Here is a 14,270-nt window from a genome sequence, read left to right on the forward strand (position 1 = left end):
CACTGCATGAAAGTCAACCCTCCGGCTCGACGCACCCAGGCCGAACGCACCCGGGCGACCCGCACCCAGCTGCTGTCGGCCGCCCGGAAGTTGTTCGCGGACAAGGGCTTCAGTGAGGTCTCCACGCAACAGATCGTGGCCGAGGCGGGCGTGACGCGCGGCGCGCTCTACCACCAGTTCGCCGACAAGGCGGACCTGTTCGCCGCGGTCTACGAGCAGGTCGAGGAGGAGTTGGCGGCCGACGTCGTCACCGCCATCGCCGCCGAGGATCCCGCCGGAACGCTGGAGGCGATGCAGACCGGGGCCCGGCTGTTCCTGGATCACTGCTCGGCGCCCGGCGTCGCGCAGATCGTACTGATCGACGCGCCCTCGGTGCTCGGCTGGGAACGCTGGCGCGAGGTCGGCATCCGCTACGGCCTCGGCATCATCGAGGGCATGCTCACCCAGGCCGTCGCGGAGGGAGTGATCCCGGCGCAGCCGCTGCGCGCCACCGCGCACGTCCTGTTGAGTTCACTCGATGAGGCGGCGCTCTACATCTCCCGGGCCGCCGACCCGGACACCGCACGCCAGGACATGTATACGGTGTGCGATCGGCTCATCTCGGGTTTGACCGCATAGGACTGCTCCGGCCGACCGTGCACCCTTGTGTATTTTCGTTGGCGCGGAGTGCACAAGGGTGCACGCTCGCCGTGGAGTTGCGGCTCAGATGAGCGCCTTGCCGCGCCGCACCCGACGGCGGATGTCGTAGAGCAGCAGGTAACTGCCGCCCTGCCGGATGAATTGCGGCAGAAAGCGATTCACCAGCGCGACGAACAGGAAGAGCCACTCGAACAGGCGCTGCCGCGCCGGTGACCACGTCAGTCCGAGCGCGTCGCGGAAAACCGGCGCGAGAAATCCCGCGGTCAGGAACTTCAGCAACATCCGGTGACCCGGCCGCAGCAACGGGGTGATCATCTTCAGGTTGATCAGGTCGGTGAGGTAGCCACGCACGGTGTCATCCATCGACACCCGCGCACAGGCGGTGTTCCAGTAGTTGTCGAACTCCGCGCGGGTCGGCGGCCATTGGTCCTCGGTGACCTGCAGCGTGGTACCCAGGGTGAAGCCCGAACGGTAGAACTCCTCGGCATGTTCGGGGGCGAGTTCGCCGCGCAGGAGTTGATAGGTGTCCTCGAGGCCCACGAACAGGCAAGCGGCGACCCACATCTGGAGATCGCGATCGAAGGCGTTGTACTTGACCGGGCTCGCCGGTGTCGACCGGACCTGCCGGTGCGCACCGTCGACGGCGGCCCGGTAGGCGGCCTTGTCCGCGTCGGTGCCCAGGATGGCCACCGCCAGATAACTGAACGTCGTGCGCGCCCGCTTCCACGGGTGATGCAGCAGGCTGCCGGAGGTCACCGTGCTTTCGGCCACGCCGTGCCCGACGGGTGGCAGCGCCAGTTGCATCACCACGTTGGCCGCCCCGGCGGCGAACGACCAGAAGTCGATGGCGTCGGCGACGGTCGCGGGCCGGTGGTCCCAGCGCGAGGTGCGCCGGCCGATCTGGATCCGGGTGTCGGCGGTGGTGAGCGGTCCCGCGCCGGTGCTCACGTCATGCACACATTCGCGAACAACAGGACCGGCCACGACACGATGGAACCGAGGAAGGACACCACCAGGTCCAGGCCGTGCATGTTGCGCAGATGATCGGTGTGGGTGAACGACCAGACGGCGCCGACGAGCAGATACGGAGCGGCCAGCATCAGGGCCAGACCGATCAGTTCGGCGATGGTGAACTCATAGGCCAGGAGCTGGCGAACCTTGGTCGGCATGCCAGCTATGTTAATCGCGATTCTGCGACTCAGCGGCCATTTCGGACGGCGTTGGCACCCAGATAGGCCCCGTAGGCCAGGACGCCGCCCAGCGCAGCCCGGCGGGTCCGGCGGCTGAGCAGACCGAGTCCGAGCGCAGTCTCGATCCCGCCGTTGGTGTAGACGTGGCGGCGGGTGTCGTTCGGGAACGCCGGCTTGGTCAGCGGCTCCCAGAGCTGCGGCTTGACCAGGTGCGTCAGCCCGGTGACGGCGACGGCAAGTGCGGCCACCCGGGCCGGCCGGGATCCACGGGTTGTCTCAGCGGACATTGGAAGATGTTGCCTCTCAGTCGATCTGGTAATCCGACAGCGGGAATTCCGAAGCCTCGGCCAGCGCGTCGCGCAGCGACATCGGCCGCAGCAGCGTGGCTTCGCCGGCCGGGTTGAAATAGTACGACCGGGCCGAGGCGCAGTTACCGGCGTTGAACACCGTGTCGCCCAGCAGGTCCGTCATCCGGTCCCGGTAGGCGGTGTTGGCGTCGTCGGTGATCTCGAACGTCGAGGCCCCGCGCCGGCGTACCTCGCCGAACAGCCGGTCCATGTGCCGCATCTGATACTCCATCGTGTTGAAGAAGTTCAGGCCGAGGAAGGCGAACGGGCTGGCCAGGCTCAGGAAGTTCGGGAACCCCGGCATGCTGACGCCCTGATACGCCTGGAACCGGGTCTCCCGCCACCACTTGCCGAGGTTGCGGCCCTCGCGTCCGATGACCTCGATGGCCGGGAAATTGGCGTCCCACAGGTCGAAACCGGTGGCCAGCACCAGGGTGTCGATCGCGGTGGTGGTGCCGTCCTTGTTGACGATGCCGTCGGCGGTGACGTGGTCGATGCCGTCGGTCTGCAGGTGCACATTCGGGCGGGTGAACGTGCGGTAGTAACTGTTCGAGAACGTCGGCCGCTTGCAGCCGAAGTCGTAATCCGGGGTGAGCCGGGCCCGCAACTCCTTGTCGCGGATCGAGACGAACCGGTGCATCTTCGACAGGTCCGACGCCGAGATGTTGCCCCGGCCGCCGAACTTCTTGTAGTGCACGACCCCGATGTAGACCATGAACTCGTAGACCGCGTCGGTCACGGCGCGGAACGCGCGCTGCGACGCCGGTATCCGCGCGAACAGCTGGCGCACCCCCGTGGGAAAGGGGAGGTCGATCTTGGGCACTACCCAGATCGGGGTGCGCTGGTAGACGGTGAGGTCGCCGGCCTTCTTGGCCAGCTCCGGGATCAGCTGAACCGCGGTGGCTCCGGTGCCGATGACGGCGATGCGATGCCCGGCCGGGTCGAAGTCGTCATCCCAGTCGGTGGTGTGGATGACCTTGCCCTCGAAGTCGTGGATACCCGGGATGTCGGGGGTGTGTGGCTGGGACAGGAACCCGGTGGCCGTGATCAGGTACTGGGCGCTCAGGGTGCTGCCGTCGGCCAGGCTGACCTGCCAGCGCTTGGTCTCCTCGTCCCAGCGGGCGCTCTCGACGGAGACGTTGAACCGCATGTGCCGGCGCACGTCGTACTTGTCGGCCACGCCGTCGGCGTACTTCTTGATCTCCGGGCCGGGGGTGAACATCCGCGACCAGTTCGGATTCGGCTCGAAGAAGTACGAGTACGTGGTGGTGGGGACGTCGACGGCCAGGCCGGGATAGTGATTGACGTGCCAGGTGCCACCCAGGTCGTCCTCGCGGTCCAGGATCACGAAGTTCTGGTAGCCCAAACGCTTCAGTTGAATCGCCGCGCCGATGCCGCCGAACCCGGCACCCACGATCACGACGTCGAATTGCTCCGCAGTCATGCGCTACACGATACCGGTGGTACCGGATGACGCGGAGGCCCGACCGGCCCCGGTTCCGGGGACCAACGACCCCGCTCTGGCGACGAGCGGGGTCGTTGGTGTCAACCGGTGTTCAACGACCGGTTCAGCTGTGGACAACCTCGACCAGCGCGCCGTGTAGTCCATGCTCTCTCGGCTGAACGCATTCATCTCGCCCATCACCACGATTCGGGTGATTTTCCCGTCCGGGGAGAAGAAATAGGGCAGGGCGGATTTGAACAATGGCGACTTGAAAGCCTGACTCGGTATGAAGAAGGACGCACTCGGGTCACCGCTGGAGAAACTGTCCGCCACTTCCTTGGAGAACTCGGCGATTTCGGCCACCTGGGGGCCCAATCCCTCGAGCAGGCCACGCAGGGGCGCGAGCGTCTGCTGCATGTCGTCGAGGAATGCGCCCAATGTGTGGATCTGGGCCCCGAGCTGTGGCAGGGACGACGAGGCGACCTGGACCCCGTCCAGCAGGTCCTGGAACTTGTGCTCGTCGAACTGGTTGAGGTTGTCGAGCAGCGAGAGGCCCGTGGCCGCGGCACTGCAGTACTGGATGGCGCTGCAGTTGGGAATCGTGTTCAGGAGCTGGTCCGCGGATTGGGTCAGCGGCTGGGCATCGTCGCGGATCGACCGGGCCTTGGTGACGACGTCGACGAGCTGCTTCTGGAGGTCCTGGCCGCTGTGGATGGAACGGTCGAAACCTCCCTGGGCGGTATCGAGGGCGCTCTGCAGACCTTGGACCACGGTGGAGAGCTGCCCGATCCGGTCCGACAGCGCGGCCACCTGCTGTAGCCGCGCGGAAGCGACCTTCGTGGTCTGGATGATCCGTTCGCCGATGTATCCGGCCTGATAGGTCAACGTGCCCTGGGGCAGTGGGGCGATGAGCGGACGGGTGATGCCCTGCACCGCTCGGACGCCGTCGACCGAGAAGACAGCATTCGTCAACTTCGCGAGCGCGATCAGGTCGGCGGGGTTGCGCATGTCGTGGTCGGATTCGACGAACAACAGGCTCGGGTTCAGGATGTCCGGCGGCAGATGGCGATCCGCGGCCACCAGACCCAGATTCGCCTCGGTATTGCGCGGTTGGGCCGCCCGCTCGTCATAGCTGACGACGTAGGCCGGCAGGGCCAGGGTTGCGACCGCCAGTACCGCGATGCTGGCGGCGAGTACCGGGCCCGGCCACCGAACCACCCGCGTGGCGATCCGGCGCCAACGCCTCGTCGAGTACTGCCCGCGCGGTTCGTACAGACCGAACCTGCTCGCGAGCGCGAGCATCGCCGGACCCAGGGTCAACGCCGCCGCGAGCGTCGTGAGGACGCCGATCGTGCAGGGCAGGCCGGAACTGGAGAAGATGGCCAACCGGGTGAACGCCAGACATGCCGTCGCGCTGGCGACGGTCAGTCCGGACGCCACCACGACGTGTTGCACACCGGTCAGCGCGGTGTAGTACGCCGTGGTCGGGTCCTCACCCGCCCGCCGTGCTTCCTGGTATCTCCCCAACAGGAAGATCCCGTAGTTGGTGCCCGCGCCGAGGACCACACCCGCGAGCAGGCTGGACGCGAAGCCGGAGACACCGATGATCTGGTGGCCACTGAGGAGCGCGACGATCTGCCGGGCCGACAGCAGGGCGATGACGACGACGATCAGCGGACCGCCGCCGGTGATCGGTGAGCGGTAGGTGACGAACATGATCAGGGTGACGAGCAGCGCGCACGCGAGGATGACGCGCATGGTCGACTGGTTGATCGCGACCAGTTCGTCGTTGACGACCGCAGCCGGCCCGGTGAGATACACCTTGACGCCCGCGGGAGGCGGCGAGGACGCGATGATGTCGCGGACGACGCGGGTGGACTGCATCCCCTCGGCGCTGCCGATGTTGCCGCTGAGGTAGAGGTAGAGGAAGGACGCCTTCTTGTCGGCGCTCTCCGCCGCCGGCGCCAGTGGCGGGTTCAGCCACACGTCGATCAGGCCGACGACATGTTTCTTGTCCGCGTCGAACTTCGCCACCAGATCCCGGTAGTAGCGGCGACTTTCGTCACCGAGAGGGCTCTGACCTTCGAGCAGCACGGCGACCGCGTTGTTGGACCCGCCGTGGCCGAAGTGCTTGCTCATGTTCGACAGTGCCTGGACCGATGGCGCGTCGTCGGGCAGGAACGAGAGCGTGTTCAGCTCGACCACACGCTCGAGCTGAGGAACGAAAATGTTCAGCCCCGCGGCAAGTGCAACCCACAGGAAGCAGACCGGGATGGCGAGCCCGAACAGCAACCGGGCGTAGAGCGGTCGACCCTCCGCCCGGGCGTACGTGCTACGGCGCCAGGGCAGGAACACTTCGTTGCGCGCGCGCTGGACCAGATCCCGGACGCGTTCGGTGACCGAGCCGACTGTGCCTAACGACTGTGGCGCGTTGCCGTCCTGCCGCTCGCTCATGCGATCTGAACCCTGCAGCTCACCGTGCCGGCCTCGGACTTCGAGACCTGCTCGTCGCGGACGACGCCGTCCACGGTGATCCTGCAGCCGATGCGGCTGGTCGGAGACTGCACGATCAGCGCTGCCATGAACGCCCCCGCTGAGGTTTTCAACGACTGCGTCCACGGGAGAACGGCGGTGAGGTCGCGGGACCGAATGTCCTCACCCAGGTACGAAACGGTCACCGACGTCCCTTCGGGCCCGCTGGCCTCGTAGGAAATCTGCCGCGCGGCAGGATCGCCGAGTTTGGGAAGGGCCAGCACGTAGCCGGTTGTCTCGTCGGGAATCGGACTGGTCCGGACGGAGTAGATCAAGCCGCCCGCAGCAGCGACGACCGCGAGAACCACCAGGTACACCCAGCCGGTTTTCATGAAGTGCCCCTTGGGTTCCCGCGGCGGGATGGATCAGCGTGAATTCTTTGCCCCGAGGGCGCGACAGGCCCCCCGAGTGCGCAGTCGCTCATTCGGATCCAGGCACCGAACCACCCGGCAGGGTGGGAAGCCTTGCGGGCCAGAGCATTTCGACCGGCGTGTCCGCGGTCGAATTTCAACACCGAAATGATGTTGCTGGAATACCACTCAGCAATCACATTTTGGGCGATCTGCACAGGGGGGCTGAACACGCGGTCGATGCTAGGTGTTGGGCTCGCCTCGCACAACGGCAGTCCCTGCAAGGTTCGGTCGATAGCAAATGCGATGCCACGCGTCGCGGGCTTTGCGGACGCGCGTCCGGAGCGCCGACGGCTCGCCGGGTCCGCATTGCTATTTAGGTGTGCTTTTCGAGCTAAATCCTTGTTCCAGAGCAGTTTTCGCGAGATCGACTCTGGCCGACGGCCTTCGCTGCGACGGGGTTGGTCAGGTCGGCGATAGCCGCAGCGGTGAGTTCGGTCATATCGGATTCTGCTGGCGCCGACCCAGTGCGGTCAGCGGCCGGAACCGGGTACCTGCGATGCCGTCCACGTGGTCGAACCTGCATGAAGCGGGCCCGAAATGCCGAATATCCGACATCCACGGTTATATTCCGAAAATTTGCGGGCCTTACCGGAGGCGGTGGGTTGGGCGCCGAACGACGGGGAGTCCCGTACGCACGGGTATGTGGCGTTGGTCGCGTATCGCGGAGTCGAAGAATTCGGCGTCGCCACCGCAGCGGGAGTGCTCTGCTGTTGCCCGGCAGGCCAACTCGGCTCGGCTCATGACGACGCGGGGCCCGGTGTCGCGTTGCGAAGGTCGGGACGGTCGATCAGTGGCTGGTGAGCCAGGTCAGGGTGAACGTGCGGACCCGTCCGATGAGGTCGATGAGTTGGGCGGAGAAGAATGATTCGAGTTTCGTTGCGAGGAGCGGGACCTTGAGCTTCAGTTCGCCGGTGTACCGGATCCCCGAACCGCTACCGATCGGGACCATTTTCATATCGCCGCGCATATCCAGTGGTGTCCCAGGGATGCTCACGCTGTACCAACCGGTGGCGGTGCCGTTGAAGACGGGACCCCAATGCTCGTTGCGAAAGAGCGTGAGATCCGCGAAGCGGAACTTGGCCAGCGCCGGTGGCAGTTCATCGGTGGTGAGGCGATGGCTCGTGCGTACCGAGAACCAGTCCATCCCAACGTGTTCCCCGGGGCCGGGTCCGAATTCGACGGTTGCGTCCTCGCCGCTGATGGCCAGGACCCTGGCGGCCCAATAGTCCCGGTCGGTGAGCGCGCCATGTAGGCGCTCGACATCCACGGGGAACTCGGCGGTGTAGTCAATGGAGGTTGCCACGGCGTCACTGTAGCGCGCGTGCTGTTTGCTACCAGGACGGGCTCACATCAACCGGGGTGGGGCCACGGCGATGAACCCCCTGAACCCATTGGGCATTTGGGCGTCTCAGGTGCCGCCTCACCCACCGCGGCGCAGGGTCTATCCGGTTGCGGAGCAGGCCGTGGGCTCGACGGACGGCAGATGATCACGTGGCGGTTCGCAGCGGTAACGGCTCGGCACACCGTCGATCTTGCAGATCTTCCAGACCAGCTTCGCGACCGGGTTCATCAGGTCGACTTCTTCGCACAGCATCCGGACGTCGCCGAACATATCGCGCAGGATCTTGCGGGACTCGGGTGCGTTGAAGAACAGCTCCTTGCGGACCTTGCGGGGAATGTCGAATTCCTTCCAGAACGCGCGCGGCGGCACGATGAACGCCGAACACATGCTGCGCATGATGAATGGCACGAACAGGGACAGCAGCCAGCGGTGACGGCGGCGCAGGTTCGGCACTCGCCTACGCAGGTATTCGTGCGCGAACGAGATGTGACGGGCCTCCTCGGCCACGTGAATGGCCATGACCCGCTCCATCATCGGGTGCAGTGTCAGATTCTCACGCAGAATCGCCTTCTGAGCGTGGTCGATCGGCTCCTCCCCGGCCAGCACGCTGAAGAAGAACGGTATCGGCGTGGGGCCGGCCGCCAGCGGCAGCAGTGGCTGCAGCCATTGCAGTAGCCGTGGCACCCCCGGTACGTCATTGCCGAGGCGGTTGATCATCTCCTGGAACGTGAGGCTGTGGTAGGACTCCTCGATCACCTCGTGCAGGCAGTAGCGATACTCCGGCGAGCCGTTGGGCACCCAGAAGGAATATTGGATCAGCCCGCGGATCAAGATGTTCTCGAAGTGCTGGCCAGCCTTGGCCAGATTGGCCTGACGCCACATGCCGATCGCGATCTGCCGCTCGACCGGCTGCTCCTGGTACCAGGGATGGCCGCCGATGGGGTCGGTGCCCGGGAGGATCCAGCGTGGATCATCGGGCACGACGGCGAACTCCGGTGACTCCCAATCGATGTCCGTGTACGTATTGAAGTTGCGTCGCACCGACCCCTCGGACAGTGTGGTGAGCATCTCGACGTACTGGTGGTCGTCGGTGACGTCCATGTTCTCGCGCCAGCGCCTGACCATTCCGGTTCGAGCCATCTTGCCAATCTCTCCATCCGTCTGGGTGCTCTCGTGTGACGGGTGCGCTGCTACCCGAGAGTTCTTCTGCCACAACAAGCTGCGACGCCCAGCTCAGTCCGGCGCTGACGTGACACCAGTGCCCACGGCGCATAGTGTAAGCCCCGCCGACACCACCGGCGGTGGCGGATTTTTTTACGACACTGCGTCGCCCGAGGGGGCTACCCCCGGGCCAACATCCGCAGTGCCGCGTCGACGGCCAGTGCCGGCACATCCAGCGTCCTGGAGCCCAGATCATGCCGGGCACCGGTGATCTCGACGATCTCCACCGGCCCGCCGAACAAGCGGGCCGCGGCACGCAGTTCCTCGATGCTGCCGAATGGATCGGCGCTGCCGTGGGTGAACACCGTGGGCACGGTGATGTCCGGCAGGTGCTCGGTGCGGGCCCGCTCGGGCTTGCCTGGCGGGTGCAGGGGATAGGAGAACAGGGTCAGCACATCAACCGGGGTGCCTTCGGCGACGACGACGGACGTCATTCGTCCGCCGTACGAATGTCCGCCGGCGATCACCGGACCGATGTTCTGGGCGTGTGCCCAATCGATCGCCTCGACGATCCCGGCCTGATCGGCCTTGGCGGACCCCGACGGCGGCCCCTTGGGGCGGCGCCGTCGGTACGGCAGGTTGTAGCGGACCGCCAGCCAGCCACGGCGGGCCCACTCGTCGCAGACGCGGACCAGCATCGGGGACTCCCGGCTGCCGCCGGCCCCGTGGGTCACGACGACGATTCCGGTCGGGGTCCCCTCGGGTTCGTGAGCGATGCCCGCCAGGGCCTCAATCTCCATCGGCGAGCCTGAACAACGGATTCACCGGGCCGTGCCCGTGCCCCAGCGGGTAGGCGTTGCGGATGCATTCGGTGACCCACGACTTGGCGAAGGCCACCGCATCGGGGACCGAAAAGCCGTGCGCCAGAGCGCATGCGGTGGCCGCGGCCAGGGTGTCGCCGGCGCCGTGGTCGTGGCCGGTGTCGACCCGCGGGGCGTCGAACTCGAAGAAGTCGGTGCCGTTGTAGAGCAGATCCGGGCTGTCCTTCGACGTCCGCAGATGTCCACCCTTGACCAGGGCCCAACTCGGGCCCAGCGCATGCAGTTTGCGCGCCGCCTCGCGCTGGGTGTCGGCGTCCACCACGTCGACGTCGACCAGCAGGCGGACCTCGTCGAGGTTCGGGGTCACCAGGGTGGCCAGCGGAAACAACTCGGCACGAACGGCATTCAGTGCCGACGGGTGCAGCAGCGGGTCGCCGTGCATGGATGCGCACACCGGGTCGACCACCAGCGGCACCGTGCCGTGCAACCCGTGTGCCTGCCACGTCTCGGCGACCGTCGCGATGATCTCCGATGACGCCAGCATGCCGGTCTTGGCGGCCTGGATGCCGATGTCCTCGGTCACCGCGATGATCTGCCCGGCGATGACGTCCGGCGGGATCTCGTGGAAACCCTTGACGCCCAGCGAGTTCTGCACCGTCACCGCGGTGACCGCCACGCATCCGTGCACGCCGAGCATCGCAAAGGTCCGCATGTCGGCCTGGATGCCGGCGCCGCCGCCGGAATCGGACCCGGCGATGGTCATCACCCGCAGCGGGGTCCGGCCCGGCTGGGCCAGGGGGAGGTAACGAGGCTCGGTCACGACGTCAACGGTAGATAGACGCGGTTGCCGTGTTCGGCGAACTCGGCAGATTTCTCTGCCATCCCGGCCCGGATGGCCTCCCTGATGTCGCCGGTGATGCGCATGGAGCAGAACTTCGGACCGCACATCGAGCAGAAGTGCGCGGTCTTGGCGGGCGCGGCGGGCAGCGTCTCGTCATGGAACTCGCGGGCGGTGTCGGGGTCCAGCGAGAGGTTGAACTGATCCTCCCAGCGGAACTCGAAGCGGGCCCGCGACAGGGCGTCGTCGCGCAGCTGGGCACCCGGATGCCCCTTGGCCAGGTCGGCGGCATGCGCGGCGATCTTGTACGCGATCATCCCGTCCTTCACGTCCTTGCGGTTGGGCAGGCCCAGGTGTTCCTTGGGCGTCACGTAGCACAGCATCGCCGTGCCGGCCTGCGCGATGATCGCCGCGCCGATGGCCGAGGTGATGTGGTCGTAGGCCGGTGCGATGTCGGTGGCCAGCGGGCCCAGCGTGTAGAACGGGGCCTCGTCGCACCACTCCTCCTCGAGGCGGACGTTCTCGACGATCTTGTGCATCGGCACGTGTCCCGGTCCCTCGATCATCACCTGCACACCGTGGCCCTTGGCGACCTTCGTCAGCTCCCCGAGCGTCCGCAGTTCGGCGAACTGGGCCTCGTCGTTGGCGTCGGCGATGCTGCCGGGGCGCAGGCCGTCGCCGAGGGAGAACGTGACGTCATAGCGGGCCAGGATCTCGCAGAGTTCCTCGAAGTTGGTGTACAGGAAGGATTCCCGGTGGTGCGCCAGGCACCAGGCGGCCATGATCGACCCGCCCCGCGAGACGATGCCGGTAACCCGGTCGACGGTCAGTGGGATGTGGCGCAGCAGCACCCCGGCGTGCACGGTCATGTAGTCGACGCCCTGCTCGCACTGTTCGATCACGGTGTCGCGGTAGCACTCCCACGTCAGCGCCGTCGGTTCGCCGCCGACCTTCTCCAGCGCCTGGTACATCGGCACCGTCCCGACCGGCACCGGTGAGTTGCGCAGGATCCATTCCCGGGTCCGGTGGATGTCGCGGCCGGTCGACAGGTCCATGATCGTGTCGGCGCCCCACCGGGTGGCCCACACCATCTTGTCCACCTCCTCCTCGATCGACGAGCTGACCGCGGAGTTGCCGATGTTGGCATTGACCTTCACCGCGAAGCGCTTGCCGATGATCATCGGCTCTGCCTCGGGGTGGTTGTGGTTGGCCGGGATCACGGCGCGGCCGCGGGCGACCTCGTCGCGCACCAATTCCGTTGGCACACCTTCACGTTCGGCGATGAAGGTCATCTCGGCGGTGATCTCGCCGGCCCGGGCCCGCTGCAGCTGGGTGCCGCGGTCGCGGGTGACGGTGCGCCCGGGCAGCCCGATGGCCAGGTCGATGCCGGCGTCCGGGTCGGTGTAGGGCCCGGAGGTGTCGTACAGGTCGAGGTGCTCGCCGTTGCTCAGGTGCACCCGGCGAAACGGCACGCCGTTGCGGTAGACCTTGGTGCTGCCGCGGATCGGGCCCATTGCATCGGACACGGAAATAGTCATTGCCATCACTCCCTACGCCGGCATTACCCGGACAGGTTCATACGGTCGACGGCCCCAGCCGTCCTCTCAGCACGCTCGGTGCGCGCTCCCGTGGTTTACGCGTCCCAACCTAGCCCACGAACCCGATCTGTTCAGCGTCTGGTGCGGCATCGTGCGAGTGGACCTCGCACCGAGCGCTGACCAGATCGAGGGGGAATACGAATTGCCTGATGCTGATTTGTATAGCTAACATAAGTTTCTTGCTGAGAATGCTGACTGGATGACGAATGACGACTGAGATCGAAGCCGCCGAAGCCGCCACTGCCCGCCGCCGGGTCAAGATGGACCACGACCACCCCCGCTACAAGTGGGTGGTTCTGTCCAACACCACCCTGGGCATCCTGATGGCCAGCATCAACGCGTCGATCGTGTTGATCTCGCTGCCGGCGATCTTCCGGGGGATCGGACTGAACCCGCTGGAGCCGGCCAACGTCGGTTACCTGCTGTGGATGCTGATGGGCTACCTCGTGGTCACGGCGGTTCTGGTGGTCCCGTTCGGCCGCCTGGGCGACATGTTCGGCCGGGTACGCATCTACAACCTGGGCTTCATCGTCTTCACCGTCGCCGCGATCGCGCTGTCGTTCGATCCCTTCGCCCTCGGCGGCGGGGCGGTGTGGCTGATTGCCTGGCGGGTGATCCAGGGCATCGGCGGCGCCATGCTGATGGCGTCCTCCTCGGCGATCCTGACCGACGCGTTCCCCGCCAACCAGCGCGGCATGGCGCTGGGCACCAACATGGTTTCCGCCGTCGCCGGATCGTTCCTGGGCCTGCTCGTCGGCGGCGTGCTGTCCGAATGGCACTGGAAGGCCATCTTCTGGGTCGGGGTGCCGATCGGTGTCCTCGGGACGATCTGGAGCTACCGCTCGCTGCGCGAGCTCGGCGTGCGTACCGCGGGCCGGCTGGACTGGGCGGGCACCCTGACCTTCGGTCTGGGCCTGACGACCCTGCTGGTCGGAATCACCTATGGCATCCAGCCCTACGGTGACCACAGCACGGGATGGACCAATCCCGCGGTGCTCGGGGCGATCGCCGGGGGCCTGGTGCTGCTGGTGGTGTTCTGCTTGATCGAACTGCGGGTGGCGCAGCCGATGGTCGACATCCGGCTGTTCAGGTCGAAGTCGTTCGGGATGGGCAACCTGGCCGGGCTCATGTCTTCCATGGGCCGCGGTGGCCTGCAGTTCATGCTGATCATCTGGCTGCAGGGCATCTGGTTGCCGCTGCACGGGTACAGCTTCGAATCCACCCCGTTGTGGGCCGGCATCTATCTGCTGCCCGCCACGGTCGGCTTCCTGGTGGCCGGTCCGATCGCGGGCTCACTGTCCGACAAGTACGGGGCCCGGCCGTTCACCGTCGGCGGGATGCTGCTGATGGCGGTGACCTTCGTCGCGCTGCTGATGATTCCGGTGAACTTCGACTACTGGATGTTCGCGGTGCTGGTGTTCCTCAACGGGCTGGGCGGCGGCATCTTCACCGCGCCCAACACCGCGGCCATCATGTCCAGCGTCCCGGCCGATCAGCGGGGCGCGGCTTCCGGCGTGCGCTCGACGTTCTTCAACGGCGGGAACTCGCTCTCGATCGGGATCTTCTTCTCGTTGATGATCGTCGGCCTGGCCAACACCTTGCCCACGGCGATGAGCAACGGCCTTCAGGCACAAGGTGTTTCACCCACGGTGGCGCACGACGTGGCCAACCTGCCGCCGGTGGGCAGCCTGTTCGCGGCCTTCCTGGGCTACAACCCGATCGCCCAGCTGCTCGAACCCTCCGGGGCGCTGCATCAGCCCGGCGTCAACGCCGACGTGCTGACGGGTCAGACGTTCTTCCCCGAGCTCATCACCGGCCCGTTCCATTCGGGGTTGACGGTGGTGTTCGGTGCGGCGGCCGTGATGATGCTGATCGGTGCGGCGGCCTCGATGTTCAACCCGGGCCGCTACGGGACCGAAGCGGGCGCCGACAACGCCGCCTGACG

13 protein-coding genes and 1 riboswitch are annotated in these 14,270 nt (G+C 66.3%); of the genes, 2 read left to right on the plus strand and 11 right to left on the minus strand.

What is annotated here, in order from left to right:
* The first annotated feature begins 6 nt into the window (after window positions 1-6).
* Window positions 7-618, plus strand: a complete 612-nt coding sequence (locus tag U0R18_RS11920; RefSeq protein ID WP_526368521.1) for a TetR/AcrR family transcriptional regulator — start codon at window positions 7-9, stop codon at window positions 616-618.
* Between the two features lie 84 nt (window positions 619-702).
* Here the strand turns inward: U0R18_RS11920 and U0R18_RS11925 are convergent, their stop codons facing one another.
* The 11 genes from U0R18_RS11925 to thiC all read right to left on the minus strand — a co-directional run bounded on the left by U0R18_RS11925 (window position 703) and on the right by thiC (window position 12,265).
* Window positions 703-1,587 carry an oxygenase MpaB family protein gene (locus tag U0R18_RS11925; protein ID WP_526368523.1) on the minus strand — a complete coding sequence of 295 codons (885 nt, stop codon included), beginning with the start codon at window positions 1,585-1,587 and terminating at the stop codon, window positions 703-705.
* Window positions 1,584-1,808, minus strand: a complete 225-nt coding sequence (locus U0R18_RS11930) for a hypothetical protein (protein WP_526368525.1) — start codon at window positions 1,806-1,808, stop codon at window positions 1,584-1,586. Before U0R18_RS11930 ends, U0R18_RS11925 begins: the two co-directional genes overlap by 4 nt.
* 29 nt (window positions 1,809-1,837) lie before the next feature.
* On the minus strand, window positions 1,838-2,116 hold the full coding sequence (locus U0R18_RS11935) for a DoxX-related protein (protein WP_526368527.1): 279 nt from the start codon (window positions 2,114-2,116) through the stop codon (window positions 1,838-1,840).
* 16 nt (window positions 2,117-2,132) lie between these two features.
* Window positions 2,133-3,620 carry a flavin-containing monooxygenase gene (locus tag U0R18_RS11940; protein WP_526368529.1) on the minus strand — a complete coding sequence of 496 codons (1,488 nt, stop codon included), beginning with the start codon at window positions 3,618-3,620 and terminating at the stop codon, window positions 2,133-2,135.
* Window positions 3,621-3,623: 3 nt separating this feature from the next.
* Complete coding sequence (locus U0R18_RS11945) at window positions 3,624-6,074, minus strand: MMPL family transporter (RefSeq protein WP_526368531.1); 2,451 nt, start codon at window positions 6,072-6,074, stop codon at window positions 3,624-3,626.
* Window positions 6,071-6,484 carry an MmpS family transport accessory protein gene (locus U0R18_RS11950; protein WP_526368533.1) on the minus strand — a complete coding sequence of 138 codons (414 nt, stop codon included), beginning with the start codon at window positions 6,482-6,484 and terminating at the stop codon, window positions 6,071-6,073. The genes U0R18_RS11945 and U0R18_RS11950 overlap by 4 nt, the downstream gene beginning before the upstream one ends.
* A gap of 868 nt (window positions 6,485-7,352) precedes the next feature.
* On the minus strand, window positions 7,353-7,868 hold the full coding sequence (locus U0R18_RS11955) for a DUF2505 family protein (RefSeq protein ID WP_526368535.1): 516 nt from the start codon (window positions 7,866-7,868) through the stop codon (window positions 7,353-7,355).
* A 138-nt stretch (window positions 7,869-8,006) separates the two neighbouring features.
* Window positions 8,007-9,047 (minus strand): diiron oxygenase, encoded by a 1,041-nt coding sequence (locus U0R18_RS11960; protein ID WP_526368537.1) that lies wholly within the window; start codon window positions 9,045-9,047, stop codon window positions 8,007-8,009.
* A 200-nt stretch (window positions 9,048-9,247) separates the two neighbouring features.
* On the minus strand, window positions 9,248-9,868 hold the full coding sequence (locus tag U0R18_RS11965; protein ID WP_526368539.1) for an alpha/beta hydrolase family protein: 621 nt from the start codon (window positions 9,866-9,868) through the stop codon (window positions 9,248-9,250).
* Window positions 9,858-10,652 (minus strand): bifunctional hydroxymethylpyrimidine kinase/phosphomethylpyrimidine kinase, encoded by a 795-nt coding sequence (gene thiD, locus U0R18_RS11970; RefSeq protein ID WP_526369485.1) that lies wholly within the window; start codon window positions 10,650-10,652, stop codon window positions 9,858-9,860. The genes U0R18_RS11965 and thiD overlap by 11 nt, the downstream gene beginning before the upstream one ends.
* A 53-nt stretch (window positions 10,653-10,705) precedes the next feature.
* Window positions 10,706-12,265, minus strand: a complete 1,560-nt coding sequence (thiC, locus tag U0R18_RS11975; RefSeq protein ID WP_526368541.1) for a phosphomethylpyrimidine synthase ThiC — start codon at window positions 12,263-12,265, stop codon at window positions 10,706-10,708.
* A riboswitch (TPP riboswitch) is annotated at window positions 12,257-12,367 on the minus strand. Its footprint overlaps the gene before it by 9 nt.
* A 164-nt stretch (window positions 12,368-12,531) precedes the next feature.
* Between thiC and U0R18_RS11980 the strand changes: the two genes are divergently transcribed.
* The gene (locus U0R18_RS11980; protein ID WP_526368543.1) at window positions 12,532-14,268 is read left to right on the plus strand and encodes an MFS transporter; all 1,737 of its coding nucleotides are present in this window, start codon (window positions 12,532-12,534) and stop codon (window positions 14,266-14,268) included.
* The last annotated feature ends 2 nt before the right edge of the window (window positions 14,269-14,270 follow it).

The organism is Mycobacterium sp. (assembly GCF_046330795.1).
Lineage (GTDB): Bacteria > Actinomycetota > Actinomycetes > Mycobacteriales > Mycobacteriaceae > Mycobacterium.

What these genes read in the sequence shown, in the direction of transcription:
- U0R18_RS11920 (WP_526368521.1), top strand. Translation starts at nt 7, where the DNA reads ATGAAAGTCAACCCTCCGGCTCGACGCACCCAGGCCGAACGCACCCGG.
- U0R18_RS11930 (WP_526368525.1), bottom strand. Translation starts at nt 1,808, where the DNA reads ATGCCGACCAAGGTTCGCCAGCTCCTGGCCTATGAGTTCACCATCGCC.
- U0R18_RS11935 (WP_526368527.1), bottom strand. Translation starts at nt 2,116, where the DNA reads ATGTCCGCTGAGACAACCCGTGGATCCCGGCCGGCCCGGGTGGCCGCA.
- U0R18_RS11940 (WP_526368529.1), bottom strand. Translation starts at nt 3,620, where the DNA reads ATGACTGCGGAGCAATTCGACGTCGTGATCGTGGGTGCCGGGTTCGGC.
- U0R18_RS11945 (WP_526368531.1), bottom strand. Translation starts at nt 6,074, where the DNA reads ATGAGCGAGCGGCAGGACGGCAACGCGCCACAGTCGTTAGGCACAGTC.
- U0R18_RS11950 (WP_526368533.1), bottom strand. Translation starts at nt 6,484, where the DNA reads ATGAAAACCGGCTGGGTGTACCTGGTGGTTCTCGCGGTCGTCGCTGCT.
- U0R18_RS11960 (WP_526368537.1), bottom strand. Translation starts at nt 9,047, where the DNA reads ATGGCTCGAACCGGAATGGTCAGGCGCTGGCGCGAGAACATGGACGTC.
- U0R18_RS11965 (WP_526368539.1), bottom strand. Translation starts at nt 9,868, where the DNA reads ATGGAGATTGAGGCCCTGGCGGGCATCGCTCACGAACCCGAGGGGACC.
- thiD (WP_526369485.1), bottom strand. Translation starts at nt 10,652, where the DNA reads ATGACCATCGCCGGGTCCGATTCCGGCGGCGGCGCCGGCATCCAGGCC.
- thiC (WP_526368541.1), bottom strand. Translation starts at nt 12,265, where the DNA reads ATGACTATTTCCGTGTCCGATGCAATGGGCCCGATCCGCGGCAGCACC.
- U0R18_RS11980 (WP_526368543.1), top strand. Translation starts at nt 12,532, where the DNA reads ATGACGACTGAGATCGAAGCCGCCGAAGCCGCCACTGCCCGCCGCCGG.